Genomic DNA, 21,303 nt, shown 5'->3' with positions numbered 1-21,303 from the left:
CCGGTGTCAGAGGTGGCCGGCGGCCGCAGGTGCGGCGATCGGGGGAACGGGGCGCGGGGCGGGTTGCAGCAGGGCGGGCAGCGCGTCCGGCCCCTTGCGGATCGCCTTGAGCATCAGCTTGATCTCGATGATCAGCAGCGTGGTGTAGATCGCAACGAAGCCGGCGAGGGTGATCAGGATGTCGTGCAGGGCCAGGCCGGAGGCGGCATAGAAGGTCGGCAGCACGCCTTCCACCGCCCACGGCTGGCGGCCGTACTCGGCCACGAACCAGCCGCACTCGATCGCGATCCACGGCGCCGGCAGGGTCCACAGCGCCAGCTTCAGGAACCAGCGCTTGTCCTCGAAATTGTGCTTGCACGAGAACCACAGCGCGGCGGCGAAGAAGGCGATCAGGTAGAAGCCCAGGCCGGCCATCACCCGGAACGTCCAGAACAGCGGCAGCACGCGCGGCACCGTGTCCAGCGCGGCCTTGGCGATCTCCTCCGGGGTGGCGTTGAGGATGTCCTCGCGGTAGCGCTTGAGCAGCAGGCCGTGCCCCAGGTCCTGCCAGTGGCGATCGAACACCGCCCGCGCCTCGGCATCGTTGCGGTTGGCCTTGAGCCGCTGCAGCGCGCCGTAGGCGATCTGCCCGCCGCGCACGCGGTGCTCGGCGCGCTTGACCAGCTCCAGGATGCCCGGCACCGGCGTGTTCAACGAGCGCGTGGCGATCAGGCCCATCAGGTACGGCACCTTGATTGCGTAGTCGTTCTTGCCGGTGGCCTGGTTGGGGATGCCGAAGGCGGTGAAGTCGGCCGGCGCCTGCTCGGTTTCCCACATCGCTTCGATCGCGGCCAGCTTCATCTTCTGGTGTTCGTTGGCGGCGTAGCCGCTCTCATCGCCCAGCACCACCACCGACAGCGAGGACGCCATGCCGAACGCGGCGGCCACCGCGAACGAGCGCCGGGCGATGTCGCGGTGCTTGCCGCGCAGCAGGTACAGCGCGCTGATCGACATCACGAACACCGCGCCGGTCACGTAGCCGGCGCTGACCGTGTGCACGAACTTGGCCTGCGCCACCGGGTTGAACACCACCGCCATGAAGTCGACCACTTCCATGCGCATGGTGTCCGGGTTGAACACCGCGCCGGTCGGGTTCTGCATCCAGCCGTTGGCGATCAGGATCCACACCGCCGACAGGTTGGTGCCCAGCGCCATCAGCCAGGTCACCATCAGGTGCTTGACCGGCGTGAGCTTGCTCCAGCCGAAGAAGAACAGGCCGATGAAGGTCGCCTCCAGGAAGAACGCCATCAGCCCTTCGATCGCCAGCGGCGCCCCGAAGATGTCGCCGACGTAGTGGCTGTAGTAGGACCAGTTCATGCCGAACTGGAACTCCATCACGATGCCGGTGGCCACGCCCATCGCGAAGTTGATGCCGAACAGCACGCCCCAGAACAGGGTCATGCGCCGCCACACGTCCTTGCGGGTCATGACGTACACGCTCTCCATGATCGCGATCATGAAGGACAAGCCCAGGGTGAGCGGGACGAACAGGAAGTGGTACATGGCGGTCATGGCGAACTGCAGCCGCGACAGCTCTACGACAGTGGTGTCGATCATGGCTGTGCTACCTCGTGGAAAATGTGCATCTGGGTGGCCGAGTGGCGGGAGATTGGAGGCGATCTTCCGCCGCCCCGGCGCGTTCGACCTTGATTCAGATCAATGTGCGCCATGGGGGCGCCCGGCATCGTGGCGGCCACGGCGGTTCCAGCCCGGAACCGCCTTCCCCGCTAAACTGGCGGCTTCGTTCGCCGCGCCGAGCCCGTTTTGACCGATTTCGCCGAGCCGTCCGCCGCACTGCCCGCCGACGCGCCGCAACAGCGGCAGCAGCGCATGCGTTGGCTGGATGCCCTGGCCGCGGCGGCGCGTGGCTGCCAGCGCCTGGCCGCGGCGGCCATCAGCGTGTCTGGCGCGCTGCTGATCGTGCAGTCCGGCGCCATCGCCTGGCTGGTGCAGGCGCTGCTGGTCGAGCGCCGCGACCTGGCGCAGGCACTGCCGGCCTTCGGCCTGCTGGCGCTGATGTTGGTGCTGCGCGCCGGGCTTGGCGCCGCCGCGCAGCGCGCCGCCGGCGATGTCGCCGATGCGGCCAAACTCGAGCTGCGTCGCCGCGTGTACCGGCAGCTGCTGCAGCGCGGGCCGCTGTGGCTGCGCGGACAGCGCAACGGCGAACTGGGCGAACTGCTGCTGGCGCATGGCGATGCGCTGGACGGCTACTACGCCGGCTACCGGCCTGCGCGCTGGGAAGTGAGCGTGGTGCCGCTGCTGATCGTGCTGGCGGTGGCGTGGAGCGACTGGGTGGTGGGCCTGATCCTGCTGTTCACCGCGCCACTGGTGCCGATCTTCATGATGCTGGTGGGGTGGGGGGCCGAGGCCGCCGGCCGCCGCCAACTGCGCGAACTGGCGCGGATGGGCGGGCACTTCGCCGACCGGCTCAAGGGCCTGGGCCTGCTGCGCCTGTATGGGCGCGGCGACGACGAATTGCGCGGGATCGCGGAGGCCGCCGAGGGCGTGCGCGAGCGCACCCTGAAAGTGCTGCGCATCGCGTTTCTGTCCTCCACCGTCCTGGAGTTCTTCGCCTCGGTCAGCGTGGCGATCGTCGCGCTCTACCTGGGCCTGAGCTACCTCGGCATGATCGCCCTGCACGCTAGCGTGCCGACCCTGGGCACCGGCGTGTTCTGCCTGCTGCTGGCACCGGAGTTCTATGCGCCGCTGCGGCGCCTGGCCGCGCATTACCACGACCGCGCCAATGCGCTGGCGGCGGCGGCGGAGGTGGAGCGTCTGCTGGAGGGGCTGCCGCCGGCCACGGATGCGCAGGCAGCGCGCACTGAGGGTGCAGCAGTGCCGAACGACGCCGCTACCGCTGCCGCTGTCGATGCCGCACCCGTCGCCGCACCGGCCACAAGCGCATCGCGTGCCGCACCGCTTGTGCAGGCGCGCGCGCTGCGCCTGCGGCCAGTGGGCGCGCGTTGCGATGCGCTGCAGGGCCTGGATTTCGACCTGGATGTCGGCCAGCGCCTGGCCCTGGTCGGCCCCAGCGGCAGCGGCAAGAGCACGCTGCTGGAAGCGCTGGCCGGGTGGCTGCCGCCGCGCGCGGGCACCTTGCAGATGCGCGCGGGACTGCGCATCGGCTACGCGGGGCAGCGCCCGTATCTGTTCCACGGCAGCATTGCCGACAATCTGCGCCTGGCCGATCCACAGGCCAGCGAAGCGCAGCTGCATGCCGCCGCCGAAGCGGCGCAGGTCCTGCGCTTCGCCGCGCGCCTGCCGCAGGGGCTGGACACGCCGATCGGCGAGCGCGGCTTCGCCCTGTCCGGCGGCGAGGCACGGCGCATCGGCCTGGCGCGGTTGCTGCTGCGCGATCCCGAACTGCTGTTGCTGGACGAGCCGACCGCGTTCCTGGATGCGGACACCGAAGCGGAACTGCTGCGCACGCTGGCGGCCTTCGCCCGCGGTCGCAGCGTGATCGTCGCCACCCACAGCGAGGCGGCGATGCGCTGGGCCGACACCGTGCTGCGGCTGCCGGCCCGCGACGCGTCCGCCGCGGCGCAGGGGGCGCGGCCATGAGCCGCACCAAGCGCGACACCCTGCGCGGCGTGTTCGGCCGCCATCTCGGCCGGCTGCTGCTGACCGCGCTGCTGGTGCTGTGCACGATGCTGGCCGGGGTCGGGTTGCTCGGCCTGTCCGGCGGCTTCCTCACCGCCGCGGCGCTGGCCGGTGCGGTCGGCATGGGCAGCGGCTTCAATTTCTTTTCGCCATCGGCCGGCATCCGCGCACTGACCTTCGCCCGCATCGCCTCGCGCTACGGCGAAAAGTTGGTCGGGCACGATGCCACCTTGCGCATCGCCCGCGACCTGCGCGTGTGGTTCTTCCGTCGCGCGCTGCCGCTGGCACCGGCACGGCTCGGCGCCAGCCGCACCGGCGAACTGCTGGCACGGCTGATGTCGGACATCGGCGAGGTCGACGGCCTGGTGGTGCGCGCGCTGGCGCCGCTGGCGGCACTGCTCGGCGTCGGCGCGATCGGCATCGCCGCGGCGGCGGCGATCCACTGGCCGGCGGCGCTGGTGCTGACCGCGCTGGCGTTGGCGATCGGACTCGGCGTGCCCTGGGTGGTGGCGCGTGGCGGCGAGGCCCGCGAACGCGCACGCGCGCAGCAGCGCGAAGCCTTGCGCACGCTGGCCTACGAAGGCCTGGAGGGCGCCGCCGACCTGGCCGCGCTCGAAGCGCAGGCCGCCTGGATCGCGCGCGTGGACGCCAGCGCGCAGGCGCTGCGCGCCGAGGACCGGCGCCAGCGGCAACGGCTGATCGGCGGCAACGCCTTGCACGCGCTGTGCGCCGCGGCGGGCCTGCTGGCGATGCTGTGGATGGCGCTGGGGGCGGCGCGTGCCGAGGCGATCGGCGCCGAACAGGCCGCCGGCCTGGTGTTCCTGACCGTGGCCCTGCTCGAGGTCTGGGCCGGCGCCGGGCTGGCCTGGCAGGCGTTGCAGTCCGGCCGGGTCGCCGTGCGACGCCTGCAGGCGATCGCCGGGCAGGCACAGCCGGTGGTCGACCCGGCGCAGCCACAGGCGCTGCCGGCCAGTGGCGAGGTGCAGTTCGACGACGTGGCGTTCGCCTGGCCGGGCGAGACCCGGCGCGTGCTCGACGGTGTGACACTACGCATCGCGCCGGGCGAGCGCATCGCCATCTCCGGCGACAGCGGCAGCGGCAAGACCACCCTGTCGGCGTTGCTGCTGCGCTTGTGGGATCCGCAACAGGGCAGCGTCCGCTATGCCGGCGTCGACCTGCGCGAGGTCGCGGAGGCGCAGTGGCATCGCCGCATCGCCTGGCTGCCGCAGGGCGCGCCGGTGTTCGCCGGCAGCGTGCGCGACAACCTGCGCCTGGGCGATCCAGATGCCGACGATGCGCGTCTGCAGCGGGTGCTGGCCGACGTGCGCCTGGACGCCTGGCTGCACGAAGTCGGTGGCCTCGACGCCTGGCTCGGCGAAAACGGCGCCACCATGTCCGCCGGCCAGGCCCGGCGCCTGGCCCTGGCCCGTGCACTGCTGCGCGAAGCACCGCTGCTGGTGCTGGACGAACCCACCGAAGGCCTGGACGTGGACACGGCGCAGGCGCTGCTGCGCGACCTGGCGCAGGCGCTGGGCCAGCGCAGCCTGCTGCTGATCAGCCACGACGTGCTGCCCGAGGGCGTGGTGCATGTGCGCTATCGCTTGCAGGAGGGCCGGCTCGTGCGCAACACCGAGGCGTCAAGCGCCGACATCGTGTGAGAAACGCGCGACCTGACTGGCGAAGCACGGCGTACGTCTTCCACGAACGGCGATAACGTCCAAGCACGCACGTTGCAGAACGATGATGACCAAGGCGAGATTCTCTGATGGTATACAACGCACCGTCAGTGTCAGCCACTGAGACGCAGCCGCTCTAGAATTTCGCGACGGTCGGTGATGCGGAACGAACACCACGACGCGGTTGTCAGTTTCTTTCCGGGCCACCGGGTGACAGGGGGTTGCCCATCAGAGAAAAGGAGTTTCACTTATGTCTGGAACAATGTTCGCAAACAAACCTTTGTCCGCGCTGCATCGCCTTGGTGTGTTGGCAGGGCTGGCGTTTAGTGGTGTACTGCATGCACAGGCGCCAACAAACGACCCACTTTCGGCGCAGCAATGGAATCTTTCCGCGATTCGCGCACCGCAAGCCTGGGCACTTGCGCCAACGTCAGGTGAAAAGGTGCGGGTGGCCATCATCGATTCGGGATACTCAGGCCATCCAGATATAAATTGGGCGAAAGACGGTGGTGATAGGCCCCTGTATCGTGATACCTATTATGCTGGGGGCGGGGTGCAGTCGGTGGGTGTATTCCCTCATGGAACGCATGTGGCGGGCATCATAGCTGCCAAGACGGGCAATGGAGCCGGAATTGCCGGCATATGCCCTCAGTGCGAGATTCTCTCGATAAAGGTGTCCTCGCCTGCCAGCGATCAGGATATTGCAATCGCTATTGGGCTTGCCGTTCAAGAAGGAGCCAACGTCATCAATATGAGTATGGCGGAGGCTGGAAAGAAGTGCAGCGCCAATCCACGCACGCAGAAGGCGATCGCGGCCGCGCTGTTTGCCGGTGTCCCGTTCGTGACCTCCGCCGGGAATCACAATGGTTCCGGAATCAAGTACGAAAATGGTGCTCCTGATAAAAAATCGGACGTGGCGGATGTTAGTCCCGCCTCCTGTCCGGAGGTGATCTCGGTCGGCGCGACAGATCAGATGAACCTTGAGACAGCGTACAGCAACGACGGGCCGACATTGACGCTCATGGCGCCCGGCGGCGGGGTCACGCCGGAAGAGGGTGTTTATGGAGCGGTAATCGAGGGGTGTTCCGGAGCAACTAACGAAAAGACTGGTGGCGCAGGTGTTACGACGCTCGGGGTCTTATCTGCGTGGGTTCACCACAACGACGACTGGTCGAGTTGCTATCGCTATCTCTCCGGTACTTCGATGTCGGCGCCGCATGTGGCTGGTGTGGTCGGTTTGATGCTATCGGTGAATCCAGCATTGACCCCTTCTCAAGTAAGGAGCGTTTTGCAAGGTACCGCTACGCCGATGGCCTGCACGAATAATGCCTGCGGTGCCGGTCTGCTGAATGCGGAGGCTGCAGTCAATGCGGCCCGTGCGTTGTCAGGAGGCGCGACCGCTGCCGGCGCCTGTCGATACAACTTTGGCTATAGGTTCCTTGTGGATAGCCCGTGCACGTTCGACACCATGGCCGAGGCGCCTGGTGGTGGCGAAACGGTGACTGCCTACGGTCATGTGTGGAGGTTCGACACACAGGGAAGACTGCTCGGAAAGCCCTCCTTGCTGAGTAGTTCATCCATCTATGCTGGCGGCAATGGGCCCTGTTCGCCACAGTTCATTTCGTCCGCGGAAGTGTGCACTTTTGAAACCCGCACTGAAGTGAACTACCCAGGGGTGGGTTATCTGGAATCCATCACCGCCTATGGTCGCTACTGGAACTTCGACGCCAACGGGCAGCCGTTTGGGCCGCAGGGCGCATCCCTGAATTCCGTGGCGCGCTACGCCGCCGCCGACGGACCGTGTTATCAGAAAAATCCCTGCTTGTTCGACGCGCGCTCGTTGGTCGTGTTCCCGGAATGGGGCGGTCTGGTCGAGTCGGTCAACGCGTACGGGCAGTATTGGATGTGGGACGCGAACGGCAATCTGCTTGGGTCAGGCTCGTTGCAGAGTGTTCCGCGCTATCAGCAGATCTGCAACTACGGTCCGGCGGGAATGCCGTGCAAGTTCGATACACGCGAGTTGAAGAACAATCGGCATGAAGTGATCACCGCTTATGGCCGCTATTTCGAGTTCAATGGCGAGACGCTGATTCAGAACACGGCGCTGGCGGACATGGCGCGGTTCAACTGATTCGTCGTAGCCGGCGTTCTACTGCAACGATTGGCAGGAGTACGGCAAAAGATCTGCCGTGCTCCTGCTCTTTGGCCGGTGGCGTCCGTCTGTCACCGGCATTCGGTGGTCCCGGTGTACCACCTTGGCAACGTCTACGTGCGAGCAATTTGCCGGGGTGGGGATGTGTTTCGGAAGGACCTAATTCACCGAATCGGATGCGTGCGGGGTAGGCTCACCTCGACCGAGCGGATGTTGTCGCTAGGCACCACTTACAGCGCGTCCAGAAACGCCCGCACCGCCGGCCCGAACCGCGCGAAATCGACCAGGAAGGCATCGTGGCCCTGCGGCGAGTCCAGCCCCAGGAACTGCGCCTGTGCGCCGCCGGCGCGCAGGCCGTCGGCGATCTGTTGCTGCTGCTGCACCGGGAACAGGATGTCGGTGTTGGCGCCGATCGCCAGGGCACGTTCGATGCGGATCGTGGCGATGCCGGCGAGCACGTCGCCGCCGGCAGGCTCGGCCAGGTCGAACCAGTCCATCGAGCGGCTCAGGTACAGATAGCAGTTCGGGTCGAAGCGGCGCACGAAGCGCCGGGCGTGGCCTTCCAGGTAGCTCTCGACCTGGAACTCCAGGCCGAACGGATCGTCGTCGGTCTGGTCCGAATCTAGCCGCACGCGGCCGAAGCGGCCGTCCCATTCCAGCGCCGAGCGATAGGTGATCACGCCGAGCTTGCGTGCCATGCGCATGCCGGACTCGGGATAGGTGGCTTCGTCGTAGTCGCCGCCGTTCCAGTTCGGATCCAGCCGGATCGCCTCGCGCTGCAGCGAGCGGATCGCGATCGAGAACGGCAGCGCCTGCGCGCTGCCGGAAATGTTGATGTGGCTGCGCGCCAGGCCGGGATGCCGGTGCAGCAGCGCCAGGGCGGTCATGCCGCCCATCGAGTTGCCGATCACGCAGGCCAACTGCGCGATGCCCAGCGCGTGCACCACCTGCGCGGCGGCATCGGCGCCGTCCTCGATCGACAGCTCCGGGAAGCGCAGGCGATACGGCTGGCCATCGTCCGGGTGCGGCGAGGCGGGACCGGTCGAGCCCTTGCAACTGCCCAGCGAGTTCACGCAGATCACGAACCAGCGCTGCGTGTCGATCGGCTTGCCCGGGCCGAGCATGCCTTCCCACCAGCCGGGCGTGGGATCGTCGGCATTCGCGGCGGCATGTGCATCGGGCGAGAGTCCGGTGACGATCAGGATCGCGTTGTCGCGTGCGGCCGACAGCGTGCCCCAGGTCTCGTAGGCGACCCGTGCGCCGTGCAACTGGCCGCCACGCTTCATCGGGAACGGCGAGGGCAGGGCGAGGAAGCGGCTGCCGGGCGGGATGAATTCGGTCATGCGCCGATTCTAGCTGCGCCATCGCGCATCCGGCGTATGCGTGGTGCGAGATGGCGCGTGTCGGGCAGCAATGGCGTCCGTTAGTGACGCAGGGACGAATCTACTGCCCGTCTGGTCATTCGCTTCCGCAGCGATCCAGTCCGACACGCTGTTGCCGCGTAGGAGCGGCTTCAGCCGCGACAGGCCTCCTGGTAAAGCGCGTCGCGGCTGAAACCGCTCCTACACCGACGTTTCGCATCCTTGCTGGCGTCTTGCCTAGTTGCGACCGGGCGTTCCCGATCAGGCACGGTCGCTCCTGCACGAATGCGTTCGCTATGGCGTGCCGATCACCAACTCCACCGGCCCAGTCGCCGGCAGGCTCACCGTCACCGGTGCCGACTCCAAATCGCCCTCCTGGCGCATCGCATTGCCGCTGGTCGACAGTCGGGCGACCACCTGCACCTGCTGCAGTTGCGAGAGTTTCTGCGTGGGCATCGGGCTGTCTGCATCGCTCAGCGTCACCCGCAACGGCAGGGCCTGCAGCGGATGCTTCTGCACCGCCACCGGCATCGGTGGGCCGCCCGGGACGCGCGCGATCACGAACACGCTGGCGTCGCCGCGCAGGCGCACACGAGCAGCGAACGTCGGATCCAGCGACACCGCCACGGTCAGGCCGGTGCTCACCGGCGCCTTTGCCGCCTGCGCCGTGGTGGCCGCCGCAGCGGGCAAGGCGGGCAGGCCAGCCGCCAGACGGGCGGCGTCGATCTGCGGCCGCAGCGCCGCGGCGGTGGCCGCGTCCACGCGCGGCAACAGGGCTTCCCAGGTGGCGGCCGCGGCGGCGTCCTGGCCGCGTTGGCGCTGGGCGATGCCCAGGAACCAGGCGCCGCGTTCGCTGCCTGGCGCCAGTTGCAGGGCATGCTGCAGCCAGGCCAGCGCCTGCTCGTCGAATTGCCGTTGCGGGTTGGCCAACGCACGCGCCTCGGCGGCTTCGATCAGCAGCGGCGCCTGCTCCGGCGCCAGGCGCACCGCACGCGCGAACGCGGCCGCGGCCTCGGCGTTGTGCCCTAGCGACAACTGGCTGCGGCCGAGCAAGGCCCAGCCGTCTGCGCGATTCGGATCCTTGGCCAGCGCTGCCTGCAGTTGCTTGACCCCGTCCTCCAGCGTGCGTGGCGCCTCGCGGTTCTGCGCCTGCAGGGCACGCGGGGTGCCGACCAGGGCGTACAGCGCCGCCGTGGCCACGCCCAGCGCCAGCACCGCGACTGCCAGCAACGCGCCGTTGCGGCCACGGCCGCGCAGCGGCCACAACACCACCGCGAACACCAGCGCCGCCAGCGCCACCGCCGCGGCCGACATGCCCCAACTCAGCATCGCCTCACCATTCTTCTTCGTCCTGCAGCGGCAGCGCGGTGGCCGCCGGTGCGCGCCGCCGCACCATCCGGATCAGCAGCACGGCGCCGCCGGCCAGCAGCAGCAAGGGGCCGAACCACAGCAGCCAGGTCCGTGCTTCCAGTTGCGGCCGGTACAGCACGAACTCGCCGTAACGATCGACCAGGAACTGCTTGATCTGCGCATCCGACTTGCCTTGGTGCATGAGGTCCAGCACTTCGCGGCGCAGGTCCATGGCGATCTGCGCGTGCGAGTCGGCCAGCGACTGGTTCTGGCATTGCACGCAACGCAATTCCACAGTCAGCGCATGGAAGCGCGCTTCCTCGGCGGTGGAGCGGTAGGCCAGCGGCGTCGGATCGGACACCGGCTCGGCGCCGGCCAGCGTGGACCACGCCAGCAGCGCCAGCAGGCCCAGCCGCAGCGCGCGCCGGCCGCGGCTCATGGCGTGGCCTTGCCCTGCGCCCGCGTCGGCGGGGCGTCGCGCTCGGCTTGCTGCAAGGCCGGCAGCAGGTCGTCGCGGATGATCTGGTCGGTCAGCGGGCCGGCATGCTTCCAGCGCACCACGCCGCGCGCATCGACCAGGAAGGTCTCCGGCGCCGCGGCCACGCCCCAGTCGATCGCGGTGCGCCCCTCGGGATCGAACAGCACCGCCAGGAACGGATTGCCGAGTTGTTCCAGCCAGCGCAGCGCGTCCTCGCGGTTGTCCTTCCAGTCGTAGCCGATCACCCGCACGCGCTTGCTCAGCGCGAAGCGGGTCAGCACCGGGTGTTCCTCGCGGCAGGCCGGGCACCAGCTGCCCCACACGTTGAGCACGTACGGCGCACCCAGCAACTCGCTGCTGCGCACGCGGATCGAGGCGTCGTGCAGCAGCGGCAGTTCGAACGCCGGTGCCGGCTTGCCGATCAGCGCCGACGGCAGCGCGTCGCGGTCGGCACTGCCGGAGCGCTGCACCGCATACACCATCAACGCCAGCAGGCCGAGGAAGAACAGGGCGCCCAGCAGGATGGCGGGCAGCGGCAGGCGACGTGGAGCGGGAGCGGACATCAGGGGGTCTCCGGAGAACGACGGAAGCGCCGGTCGGCGGCGGTGACGAAACCGCCCAGCGCCATCAGCGCCGCGCCAAGCCAGATCCAGCGCACGAAAGGTTTGACGTGCACGCGCATCGCCCAGGCATTGCCGCCCAGCGGCTCGCCGAGGGCGACGTAGACGTCACCGAACAGGCCGGGGTGGATGCCGGCCTCGGTCATGTTCTGGCCGCCGCTGGCGTACAGGCGCTTTTCCGGGTGCAGCAGCGCCAGCGGGCGATCGTCGCGCAGCACCTGCACGTGTGCGCGTTCGGCCACGTAGTTGGGGCCCTTGCGCTGGTCCAGGCCCTGCAGCTCGAAACGGTAGCGGCCCAGGTCCAGGTGCTGCCCGGGCGCCAGCGCCACCTCGCGCTGCTGCTCCAGCGCCTCGACCAGCAGCGCGCCGGCCAGGAACACCGCGATGCCGGTGTGGGCCAGGGTCATGCCCAGCATTTCGGCGGTGAAGCGGCTGCCCTTGAGCTGGCGCCGGCTCCACACGAAACGCGCGGTGCCCAGCAGCACCCAGGTGGCGGCGGCGACGCCGGCGGCGGTCTTCCACGCGCCCTGCGGTGCCAGGAAGAAACCGATCGCGCCGGCCATCAGGGCCAAGCCGGCCCAGGGCGCCAGCAGGGCCAGCGGCCGCGATGCCTGTTCGCGCTGCCAGCGGGTCAGCGGCCCGAACGGCAACAGCGCGACCAGCGGCGCCATCAGCACGATGAACAAGGTGCCGAAATAGGGCGGCCCCACCGACAGCTTGCCCAGGTCCAGCGCATCGGCCAGCAGCGGATACAGCGTGCCCAGCAGCACCATGGCGCAGGCGCAGGTCAGCAGCAGGTTGTTGGCCAGCAGCAGGGTCTCGCGGGAGGCCGGGGCGAAGCGCTGCCGCGCCTCGTCGGCCGCAGCCGCCACGCGGCCGCCGCGCAGCGCGTACAGCAGCAGTGCGCCGCCGCACAGCAGGCTCAGGAACACCAGGATGAACAGGCCGCGGGCAGGATCGGCGGCGAAGGAGTGCACGCTGGTCAGCACGCCCGAGCGGACCAGGAAGGTGCCCAGCAGCGACAGCGAGAACGTGGCGATCGCCAGCAGCAGGGTCCAGGCGCCGAAGCTGCCGCGCTTCTCGGTGACCGCCTGCGAATGCAGCAGCGCCGCACCGGCCAGCCACGGCATGAAGCTGGCGTTCTCCACCGGATCCCAGAACCACCAGCCGCCCCAGCCCAGTTCGTAGTACGCCCACCAGCTGCCGAGGGCGATGCCGATGGTCAGAAAGCCCCAGGCCACGTTGGTCCATGGCCGCGTCCAGCGCAGCCAGCGCGCGTCCACCTGGCCGTCCAGCAACGCCGCCACCGCGAACGCGAACGGCACCGCGAAGCCGACGTAGCCGGCGTACAGCAGCGGCGGATGGATCACCAGGCCGGGATCCTGCAGCAGCGGATTGAGATCGCGCCCTTCCAGCGGCGCCGGCAGCAGCCGCGCGAACGGGTTGGAAGTGAACAGCAGGAACGCCAGGAAACCCGCGCTGACCAGCGCCAGGGTGCCGATCACCCGCGCCACCACCGGGGCCGGCAGGCGCCGCGAGTACAGCGCCACCGCGCCGGTCCACAGCGCCAGGATCAACGTCCACAGTAGCAGCGAGCCCTCGTGCGCGCCCCATACCGCGGAGTAGCGGTACACCAGCGGCAGCAAGGAGTTGGAGTTCTCGGCCACGTAGGCCACCGAGAAATCCTGGGTCACGAAGGCATGGGTGAGGGTCGCGAAGGCGCCGGCGACCAGCGCCAGTTGCGCGAACGCCGCCGGCCGCGCCACGCCCATCCAGCGTGCATCGCCGCGCTGCGCACCGGCCAGCGGCAGCGCCGCCTGCAGCGTCGCGGTGAGCAGCGCCAGGATGAGCAGGAGTTGGCCGAGCTCAGGAAGCATGGTGTGGCCGGGACCCGGCACCCGGGGCCCGGGGCCCGGAAGAGCGCAGATGCGAGGTCTGTAGGTTAAGCGCGGAGCGGAGCGGTCTCCGGACAAGGCAGAAAGGAACGATGCCAGTTCCGATGCATGGATGCGCCGACAAATTGCAGACGCCGTGCAATCGCTTTCCCGGGTCCCGGGTCCCGGGTCCCGGGTCCAGATGCGATCGCATCACTGCATGCCCCCCACCCGATGCTTCCCGTGCGCTTCCCCCATCTTGTCCGCCAGTTCCTTCGGCATGTAGGTCTCGTCGTGCTTGGCCAACACGTCCTCGGCGACAAACACGCCGTCGTGCATGCTGCCGGTGGCCACCACCGCCTGGCCCTCGCGGAACAGGTCGGGCAGGATGCGGTCGTAGCGCACGGTCAGTTGCGCGTCGCCGTCGGTGACGCGGAAGTGCGACTGCAGCGACCCGGGGGCGCGCTGGAAGGAACCTTTCTCGACCATGCCGCCGAGGCGGAAACGCGCGTGCGCGCCGGTCTTGCCGGACAGCACCTCGGCCGGGGTATACAGGTAGGCGGTATTGCGCTGCAGCGCCATCGCCACCAGCGTGGTGGTGAGGCCTGCGGCCAGCACCAGCAGCATCAGCCACAGCAGGCGGCGCTTGCGCTGCGGGTTCATCGGCTCAGCTCCAGCGGCGGCGCCGGTTCGGCCTTGGCCTGGCGCTTGCGTTGCGCGCGCAGCCGCGCCGCCCGCAGCGCATTGCGCACCTGCAGCCGCGCCAGCACGAAATCGGCCAGCAGCACCCCGGCGAACACCGCATAGGCCCCGACCACATACGGCAGGTAGTTCATCCGCGCGCCTCCGCCAGCTGCGTCACCCAGTCCTTGCCGGCCTCGCGGCGCAGGTTGTCGGCGCGCGCGCGCGCCAGCAGCGAGCCGGCGAACCAGAACTTGGTCGCGGCCACCATCAGCCACAGCGGCGGCAGCATGCTCGGGTCCATGCTGGACTGGCCGAACAGGCGGATGGTCTGGCCCTGGTGCAGCGAGTTCCACCACACCACCGAATAGCGGATCACCGGCAGCAGCACCACGCCGACGATGGCCAGCAACCCGGCCGCGCGCGCCGCGGTACGCCGGTCCTCGATGGCCAGGTACAGGCCCATCACGCCGATGTACAGGAACAGCAGGATCAGTTCGGTGGTCAGGCGCGGGTCCCAGTCCCACCAGGCGCCCCACATCGGCTTGCCCCAGATGCTGCCGGTCAGCAGGGTGATGAGGGTGAAGGCGGCGCCGATCGGCGCGCAGGCCATTGCCAGGATCTCGCACAGCTTGATCCGCCAGACCTGGGCGATGGCCGCATACACGGCCATCAGGCCGAACACGAACAGGCTCATCCAGGCGCTGGGCACGTGGATGTAGATGATGCGGAAGGCGTCGCTCTGCAGGCGGTCGGCCGGCACCACGAACAGCGCCTGCCAGATGCCCACGCCGGCCAGCAGCAGCGCCGCCAGGTAGCACCACGGGGTCCAGCGCGCCGCGAAGCGATCGAAGGTCGGCGGCGAACCGAGTTGGTGGAACCAGCGGACGAGAGAGGCCATGCGGACGATTCTAGCTGGCGAGAGGCGGGCTTCGATGCGACAACGACGGAACGGCGATGGAGTACTGTGCTTGCAGGGTGCGACGGGAGCCGCTGCGCCAACGGCTCAGCTCAGCGAGATGCGGATCGCCGCGGCCGCCGCCAGCGGTGCCAGCACCAGGCCCGCCACCAAACCCGCGGCCAGCAACAGCAGGCCGCCGGCCGGGTCCAGGCCCTGCGCCGCCGCCGCCACGCTGCCGGCGCCGAACACCAGCACTGGCACGTACAGCGGCAAGGCCAGCAGCGCGACCAGGATGCCGGCGCGCTTCATGCCCACCGTCAGCGCCGCGACCACCGCACCGAGCAGGCTCAGCAGCGGGGTCCCCAGCGCCAACGATGCCAGCAGCACCGGCATGCGGTCATGCGGCAGGTGCAGCAATTCGCCGAGCAGCGGCGCGGCCACGATCAGCGGCAAGGCGGTGGTGGCCCAGTGCAGCAGCACCCGCACCAGCACCAGCCAGGCCAGCGGCACCGGCGCCAGCAGCCACTGCTCCAGCGAGCCGTCCTCGGCATCGCTGCGGAACAGGCTGTCCAGCGCCAGCAGGCCGGCCAGCAGTACCGCCAGCCACAGCGCGGCACCGGCCACCTCGCCGAGCAGGCGCGGCTGGTTGCCCAGCGCCAGCGCGAACAGGGCCACGATCAGCAGGGCGAACAGCGCCGGCTGCAACGCGTCGCCGCGGCGCCGCCACAGCAGCCGCAGGTCGCGCACCAGCAGCGCACGGGTGGCCTGCCAGAGGGAAGGAACCGGCGTGGCCAGGCTCATGCGGCGACTCCGCTCAAGGTCAGCATGCGGGTGCGCACCGGCGGCGCGGCATAGGCGCCATGGGTGGTGACCAGGGCCGCGCCGCCGCTGCGCAGGTGCGCGGCGATCATGCGGTTGACCAGGGTGATACCGTCCAGGTCGAGGTTGGCGTAGGGCTCGTCGAGCAGCCACAGCGGCGCCGGCGACAGCCACATCCGCGCCAGCGCCAGGCGCTTCTTCTGCCCGGCCGACAACTGCCGCACCAGGGTGTCCTCGTAGCCGGCCAGGCCGACGATGGCCAGCGCGCTGCCGGGCATCTGCTTGGCCCGGCGCCCCTGCAGGCCGCACAGGTAGTGCAGGTTCTCCAGGGTGCTCAGGTCGGCCTTCAGCGCGCCCAGGTGGCCCAGGTAGGCCATGAAGCGGGCGCGGTCGCCGCGCCGCACCGGATGGCCGTCGATCTCGATGCGCCCGGCCTCGGCGCGCAGCAGGCCGACCAGCACCCGCAGCAGGGTGGTCTTGCCAGCGCCGTTGTCGCCCTGTACCAGCAACGCCTCGCCGGCATCCAGGTGGAAATCCAGCGGACCGAACACCGCCGCGTCGTCGCGGGCGAACGTGAGCCCGTGCGCGGCCAGCAGCGGCGGCGGGGTGTACAGCGGATCGGTCATCGGCGAAGGCCGCGGCGGATGGCGCGGCGGCGGGCGGCAAGGGAAGGCGCGCATTGTATCGGCATGCGGGCGTCCGGCGGATGCCGGCGGCGGCCACACGCGGCGATGCGCGTGCGCTGTTGCAGGCGAGCGGCGGGGCATGGCGCATCGCCGGCAAGCGGCTTTGCGTACACTCGGCGTTTTCCCGCTGCCCGCAGATCCCCCGCATGCATCCGCAGACCAAGCTGCCCAAGGTGGGCACCACCATCTTCACCGTGATGTCGCAACTGGCCGCCGAGCATGGCGCGGTCAACCTGGGCCAGGGTTTTCCCGACTTCCCGGTGCCGCCGCGGCTGATCGAGGCGCTGGACCAGGCCATGCGCGACGGCCACAACCAGTACCCGCCGATGACCGGCGTGCCGGCGCTGCGCCAGGCGATCGCCGAGAAGGCGCTGCGCTGCTACGGCGCCCAGGTCGATGCGGACACCGAGGTCACCGTCACCAGCGGCGCCACCGAGGCGCTATTCAACGCCATCCACGCCGTGGTGCGCCCGGGCGAGGAAGTGATCGTGCTGGATCCGGCCTACGACAGCTACGAGCCGGCGATCGACCTGGCCGGCGCGCGTGCGGTGCACGTGCCGCTGGACCCGCACAGCTTCGCCGTGGACTGGGAGCGAGTGCGCGCGGCGATCACCCCGCGCACCCGCTTGCTGATGCTCAACAGCCCGCACAACCCGTCCGGGGCGATGTTCGGCGCCGACGACCTGCAGGCGGTGACCGAGCTGCTGCGCGGCAGTGACATCTTCCTGGTCTCCGACGAGGTCTACGAGCACATCGTGTTCGACGGCCGCCGCCACGAGTCGGTGCTGCGCTGGCCGGAACTGCGCGCGCGCGCCTTCGTCGTCTCCAGCTTCGGCAAGACCTATCACTGCACCGGCTGGAAGATCGGCTACGCGATCGCCCCGCCGGCACTCAGCGCCGAGTTCCGCAAGGTCCACCAGTACAACACCTTCGCCAGCTTCGGCCCGGCCCAGCACGCCTTCGCCGCGATGATCCGCGAGCAGCCCGAGCACGACGAGCAGCTCGGCGCGTTCTACCAGGCCAAGCGCGACCGCTTCCGCGAACAGTTGCTGGGCACCCGGCTGAAGCCGCTGCCGGTGCCGGGTGGCTATTTCCAGCTGGTGGACTATTCGGCGGTCAGCGACCTGCCCGACACCGAGTTCGTGAAGTGGCTGACCATCGAAAAGGGCGTGGCGGCGATCCCGCTGTCGCCGTTCTACCAGGAGCCGCCGCAAGGGCAGCGCCTGGCGCGGCTGTGCTTCGCCAAGAACGAGGCGACGCTGGATGCGGCGATCGAGCGCTTGCGCGCGCTGTAGCGCGCGTAAGCGCCGGGATTGGGGATTCGGGAATGGGGAATCGTAGAAGCGGGTTCCTGGTATGGGGTGGGGCATGTCGATCGCTGGCATCTATTTCGGGGTCACGTTCGGGCTGGGCGCGGTCTGTGCGGTGGTCGACGGGGCACTGTTCTGCGGGCATGTGCTGACCGGGTTGGCCGATCGCGGTCAGCGTGTCGGGATGGATGTCGGGGTGGTGCCGTTCCGGCGCCAGGCCTATGTGGATCGCTACCTTGCGCTGCTGACGCCGCAGGAGCGGGGCACGCTGGCCAACCGACTGGTGCGCCACCTGCCATGGGTAACGCCTACACTGGGCCTGCTGTGCCTGGTCGGCACGATCTGCATCGGAGTACGTTGGGGATGACACAGGTAGCACAGGATCTGAGGATCTCGCTGGTCCAGGGCGATACCCGCTGGCACGATCCGGCCGGCAACCGCGCGCATTACGCCGAACTGCTGGCGCCGCTGGCCGGCGTCACCGACTTGGTGATCCTGCCGGAGACCTTCACCAGCGGCTTCTCCAACGACGCGCTGGCGCAGGCCGAGGACATGGACGGGCCGACCGTGGCCTGGATCCGCGAGCAGGCGGCGCGGCTGGGCTCGGCGGTGACCGGCAGCGTGCAGTTGCGCGTGCCCGGCGCCGATGGCGAGGCCAAGGTGTTCAACCGCCTGCTGTGGGCCACGCCCGACGGCACGTTGCAGCATTACGACAAGCGTCATCTGTTTCGCTACGGCAACGAACACCTGCGTTACGCCGCCGGGCGCGAACGCCTGTGCGTGGAATGGAAGGGCTGGCGGATCAATCCGCAGGTCTGCTACGACCTGCGCTTCCCAGTGTTCTGCCGCAACCGCTACGACGTGGAGCGCCCGGGCCAGCTGGATTTCGACCTGCAGCTGTTCGTCGCCAACTGGCCGTCGGCGCGCGCCTATGCCTGGCGCACGCTGTTGCGCGCGCGCGCGATCGAGAACCTGTGCTTCGTGGCCGCGGTCAACCGCGTCGGCGTGGACGGCAACGAGCTGCACTATGCCGGCGACAGCGCGGTGATCGATTTCCTCGGGCAACCGCAACTGGAGATCCGCGAGCGCGAGCAGGTGGCCACCACCACCATCTCCGCCGCCGCGCTGGCCGCGCACCGCGCGCGTTTCCCGGCCATGCTCGATGCCGACGCTTTCAGCCTGGACGATTAGCCTGCGGCTCCAGTGACGCCGGAGAGCTCACCTTTGCTATCCCTGAAGGCCCTCGTTGTAGGAGCGGCTTCAGCCGCGACGGGCTCTCCCTGCAACGCCTGTCGCGGCTGATTTCGAAAACGCGGCAATAGCCCGGCCCGCACCATGCTGCGGCAAGTTTGGCCGGTTCACTGCGGGAGGGACTTCAGTCCCGACGCATTGCGCCATCGGAAAGCACGCCGCTTCGCGTGTCGCGGCTGCATGACGGTTGACCCAACAAAACAACGAGGCAACCCGGCCGAGGCGCAGAAAACGCGTTTTTGGAGATGCTTGGCGTCGGGGTCGCGTCCTGCATGTACTCCGGCCGGGCCGGAACCGGTCCTGCCTGCCGCGAGTGGAAATGCCTGCTGAACGCATGCGCCGCGCCCCGGCAACCTTGTCGCGGCCGCGACAATCCCATTGCTACGCTCGCGCTTGGTCCACTCACCGGAATGCCCACATGATCAAGTCGCTTTCCCTGCTCGCATTGCTGGGCGCGGCCGCCCTGGCGCCGCAGGCCCAGGCCGCCGGCAACATCGATTGCAAGCTGTCCTTCAACCTGTCGGGCTGGTCGGTGTTCTACAAGACCGCCAAGGGCACCGGCACCATCACCTGCAACGACGGCGCGGTGATTCCGGTCAAGATCAGCAGCAAGGGCGGTGGCCTGACCGTCGGCAAGTCGAAGATCGTCGGCGGCCGCGGCACCTTCAGCGGCGCCTACAGCCTCAACGATCTGTTCGGCACCTATGCCGCCGCCGAAGCCCATGCCGGCGTGGTGAAGTCCAGCACCGCGCAGGTCGTCACCAAGGGTGACATCTCGCTGGCCCTGGCCGGCACCGGCGAAGGCGTCGATCTGGGCGTCAACGTCGGCAACTTCGTGATCGAGCGCCGCAAGTAAGGCGCCGCGCGCTGGCTGCAATCGTGTCGCAGCCAGGCGGACACAAAGACAACTGATCGAATCCAGGCGCAGTGCGCCTGGATTCTTTTTTGCGTCAAGGGTTTTTTGTGGTTGCCAACCGCAAGCCGACCACGTGTCTGGCGTGCAATGCGACCCGGCGACGCGCCCCCGCACGAGGACGCGCGTCGCGCTTACGGCGCGCTTACTGCTGCGCGAACACCCAGGCCAGCTGGCCGCGCACCGGCTCCGGGGTGGCCAGCGCCTGGCGGTACAGGGTGCGCGCCGTCCAGCAGGCATCCTCGTCGCTGGCCTTGGTGATCTGCGGCAACACCCGCATCAGACGTTGCTGCTGATCGGCAGGCAGCGATTTGACCAGGGTGCTCATCGCCGCCTGGATCTGCGCCGGCGCCACCGTCTGCGGCGGGGTCTTGTTCAACTCCGCGTCGGTGGCCTTCAGGGAGGCATCGAACCAGCGGTCGATCTGCGCCTGCGGCAGCTTTTCCAGCCCCGACAGCATCGCCGCGCTCAGCGCCTGCGCATCGTTGGGATTGCCGCCGCGGGCCAGCACCGCGCACTGCGGCACATCGACCTTTTCGCTCACCTGGGACAGGATCTCCAGGCGCTGTTCCAGCGTGGCGTGATCCAGCCGCGCGATGCCGTTCTGCGCCAGCTGGAAGCCGGCCTGCTGCGCCTGCGGACCGCTCTGCTTGAGCAGCGCCACATAGCGCGGATCGCTGGCCAGCTTGCGCAACATGCGATCGAACGGCGCGTGCAGCGGCGAATCCTTGGGGTAGGGGTTCTGCGCCGCGGCGATCTCTTCCTGGGCCTTCTGCTGCGCCTTCTGGCAGGCGCCGAGGCTCAGCACGCCGGCGATCAGCAGCGGCAGGGCGATCTTCATCTTCCGTGTCATCGGGATTCCTGGTCGGTGAGGGGCGGCCACCCGCGGCGGCCGCCAGATGCGCCAGGATATCGGCTTCGTTCGCGCAGGGCGAACGGCGCAATGGTCGGGCGCCCTGGTATCGCCACACGGATGTCATGCAATGGCGGGGATGCCATCGGGGCCGCTTCGGCTGCAGCCGTCACGGCCCTCACCATTGAATGCCGCCTTTCCCGGCGCCTATCATCCGATCCTGCCTCTGCACGCGAGATCGTCCGCATGAACCCCGGAATGCTGGTTGGCTTTGTCGCGCTTGGGGTCAGCGCTTCGTCCCCGGCCGCGCCGCCGCAGGCGGGCATCACGGACGCGGTCATCCAGCATCTGGACCTGACCTCGTTCCCCAATTCGGTCGGCCCGCGCCGCCTGCCGGGGAAGACGACGTTCGCGGACTATGGTTTCGTGGATGTCACGAAAACCGCCGATGGTGCGCGTCTGCTCCAGACTGACAAGGGCTGGATGATGCGCTTCGAGGTGCTGTCGGCCGACGCCACGTCCGTGCGCTTGTGCTTCCATGACACGGGATTGGCCAGGCCCGGCGAGACACGCGCCCCCAGCTACAACGCGACCTCGGCGTTGCTGGTCTCGAAATCTTCCCATGGCAACTGGACCGCCAGGCAGGTCTCCGCGGGGTTTGCGGACTGCAAGAACGATCCTGTCGATGCGTGAGCGAGCAGGCGGCCGCGATGCGGACCGTCTCGCGTCCATGGCGCGG

At 68.9% G+C, this 21,303-nt stretch carries 20 protein-coding genes; 8 read left to right on the top strand and 12 right to left on the bottom strand.

Annotated elements, in window-relative coordinates:
* Positions 1-6 precede the first annotated feature (6 nt).
* Entirely contained in the window at positions 7-1,596 is a 1,590-nt protein-coding gene (locus NUG21_RS12405; protein WP_160947339.1) for a cytochrome ubiquinol oxidase subunit I, read from the bottom strand.
* 273 nt (positions 1,597-1,869) lie between these two features.
* Between NUG21_RS12405 and cydD the strand changes: the two genes are divergently transcribed.
* The 3 genes from cydD (at position 1,870) to NUG21_RS12390 (ending at position 7,446) form a co-directional block, all read left to right on the top strand.
* Positions 1,870-3,600 carry a thiol reductant ABC exporter subunit CydD gene (gene cydD / locus NUG21_RS12400; protein ID WP_263393074.1) on the top strand — a complete coding sequence of 577 codons (1,731 nt, stop codon included), beginning with the start codon at positions 1,870-1,872 and terminating at the stop codon, positions 3,598-3,600.
* On the top strand, positions 3,597-5,297 hold the full coding sequence (cydC, locus tag NUG21_RS12395; protein WP_263391007.1) for a thiol reductant ABC exporter subunit CydC: 1,701 nt from the start codon (positions 3,597-3,599) through the stop codon (positions 5,295-5,297). Before cydD ends, cydC begins: the two co-directional genes overlap by 4 nt.
* Positions 5,298-5,565: 268 nt before the next feature.
* Entirely contained in the window at positions 5,566-7,446 is a 1,881-nt protein-coding gene (locus tag NUG21_RS12390; protein WP_263391006.1) for a S8 family peptidase, read from the top strand.
* Positions 7,447-7,697: 251 nt separating this feature from the next.
* Here the strand turns inward: NUG21_RS12390 and NUG21_RS12385 are convergent, their stop codons facing one another.
* From NUG21_RS12385 to ccmA, 10 genes are all read right to left on the bottom strand, one after another.
* On the bottom strand, positions 7,698-8,810 hold the full coding sequence (locus NUG21_RS12385; protein ID WP_160947342.1) for a homoserine O-acetyltransferase MetX: 1,113 nt from the start codon (positions 8,808-8,810) through the stop codon (positions 7,698-7,700).
* Positions 8,811-9,122: 312 nt separating this feature from the next.
* Positions 9,123-10,157 carry a tetratricopeptide repeat protein gene (locus NUG21_RS12380; protein WP_263391005.1) on the bottom strand — a complete coding sequence of 345 codons (1,035 nt, stop codon included), beginning with the start codon at positions 10,155-10,157 and terminating at the stop codon, positions 9,123-9,125.
* A gap of 4 nt (positions 10,158-10,161) precedes the next feature.
* Positions 10,162-10,617 carry a cytochrome c-type biogenesis protein gene (locus NUG21_RS12375; RefSeq protein ID WP_263391004.1) on the bottom strand — a complete coding sequence of 152 codons (456 nt, stop codon included), beginning with the start codon at positions 10,615-10,617 and terminating at the stop codon, positions 10,162-10,164.
* Positions 10,614-11,222: a DsbE family thiol:disulfide interchange protein gene (locus tag NUG21_RS12370; RefSeq protein WP_184502603.1), complete on the bottom strand. Its 609-nt coding sequence runs from the start codon at positions 11,220-11,222 to the stop codon at positions 10,614-10,616. Before NUG21_RS12370 ends, NUG21_RS12375 begins: the two co-directional genes overlap by 4 nt.
* Positions 11,219-13,153 carry a heme lyase CcmF/NrfE family subunit gene (locus tag NUG21_RS12365; protein WP_263391003.1) on the bottom strand — a complete coding sequence of 645 codons (1,935 nt, stop codon included), beginning with the start codon at positions 13,151-13,153 and terminating at the stop codon, positions 11,219-11,221. The genes NUG21_RS12370 and NUG21_RS12365 overlap by 4 nt, the downstream gene beginning before the upstream one ends.
* Positions 13,154-13,363: 210 nt before the next feature.
* On the bottom strand, positions 13,364-13,813 hold the full coding sequence (gene ccmE, locus NUG21_RS12360; RefSeq protein ID WP_242081132.1) for a cytochrome c maturation protein CcmE: 450 nt from the start codon (positions 13,811-13,813) through the stop codon (positions 13,364-13,366).
* Positions 13,810-13,986, bottom strand: coding sequence for a heme exporter protein CcmD (locus NUG21_RS12355; RefSeq protein ID WP_010343776.1), 177 nt, complete (start codon positions 13,984-13,986; stop codon positions 13,810-13,812). The genes ccmE and NUG21_RS12355 overlap by 4 nt, the downstream gene beginning before the upstream one ends.
* Positions 13,983-14,732 carry a heme ABC transporter permease CcmC gene (gene ccmC / locus NUG21_RS12350; RefSeq protein ID WP_263391002.1) on the bottom strand — a complete coding sequence of 250 codons (750 nt, stop codon included), beginning with the start codon at positions 14,730-14,732 and terminating at the stop codon, positions 13,983-13,985. The genes NUG21_RS12355 and ccmC overlap by 4 nt, the downstream gene beginning before the upstream one ends.
* 105 nt (positions 14,733-14,837) lie before the next feature.
* A complete protein-coding gene (ccmB, locus tag NUG21_RS12345) occupies positions 14,838-15,533 on the bottom strand; it encodes a heme exporter protein CcmB (RefSeq protein WP_263391001.1) in 696 nt (231 codons plus the stop codon).
* Positions 15,530-16,177: a heme ABC exporter ATP-binding protein CcmA gene (gene ccmA / locus NUG21_RS12340; RefSeq protein ID WP_010343781.1), complete on the bottom strand. Its 648-nt coding sequence runs from the start codon at positions 16,175-16,177 to the stop codon at positions 15,530-15,532. The genes ccmB and ccmA overlap by 4 nt, the downstream gene beginning before the upstream one ends.
* 206 nt (positions 16,178-16,383) lie before the next feature.
* On the opposite strand from ccmA, the gene NUG21_RS12335 reads away from it, so the two are divergent.
* The 4 genes from NUG21_RS12335 to NUG21_RS12320 all read left to right on the top strand — a co-directional run bounded on the left by NUG21_RS12335 (position 16,384) and on the right by NUG21_RS12320 (position 19,654).
* A complete protein-coding gene (locus NUG21_RS12335; RefSeq protein WP_263391000.1) occupies positions 16,384-17,532 on the top strand; it encodes a pyridoxal phosphate-dependent aminotransferase in 1,149 nt (382 codons plus the stop codon).
* Between the two features lie 73 nt (positions 17,533-17,605).
* Positions 17,606-17,914 (top strand): hypothetical protein, encoded by a 309-nt coding sequence (locus NUG21_RS12330; RefSeq protein ID WP_019797614.1) that lies wholly within the window; start codon positions 17,606-17,608, stop codon positions 17,912-17,914.
* A complete protein-coding gene (locus NUG21_RS12325) occupies positions 17,911-18,738 on the top strand; it encodes an amidohydrolase (RefSeq protein WP_019797615.1) in 828 nt (275 codons plus the stop codon). The genes NUG21_RS12330 and NUG21_RS12325 overlap by 4 nt, the downstream gene beginning before the upstream one ends.
* 478 nt (positions 18,739-19,216) lie before the next feature.
* Complete coding sequence (locus tag NUG21_RS12320; protein WP_019796370.1) at positions 19,217-19,654, top strand: hypothetical protein; 438 nt, start codon at positions 19,217-19,219, stop codon at positions 19,652-19,654.
* Positions 19,655-19,856: 202 nt separating this feature from the next.
* Here NUG21_RS12320 and NUG21_RS12315 read toward each other — a convergent pair whose 3' ends face one another.
* A complete protein-coding gene (locus tag NUG21_RS12315) occupies positions 19,857-20,564 on the bottom strand; it encodes a hypothetical protein (RefSeq protein WP_237473245.1) in 708 nt (235 codons plus the stop codon).
* Positions 20,565-20,810: 246 nt separating this feature from the next.
* Here NUG21_RS12315 and NUG21_RS12310 point away from each other — a divergent pair, with 246 nt between their 5' ends.
* Positions 20,811-21,257, top strand: coding sequence for a hypothetical protein (locus NUG21_RS12310; RefSeq protein ID WP_019796372.1), 447 nt, complete (start codon positions 20,811-20,813; stop codon positions 21,255-21,257).
* Positions 21,258-21,303: the final 46 nt, after the last annotated feature.

Source organism: Xanthomonas sp. CFBP 8445, from assembly GCF_025666235.1.
GTDB lineage: Bacteria > Pseudomonadota > Gammaproteobacteria > Xanthomonadales > Xanthomonadaceae > Xanthomonas_A > Xanthomonas_A indica.
The sequence above is the reverse complement of the archived record's forward strand: the minus strand, read 5'-3'. Positions and strand labels throughout refer to the sequence as shown.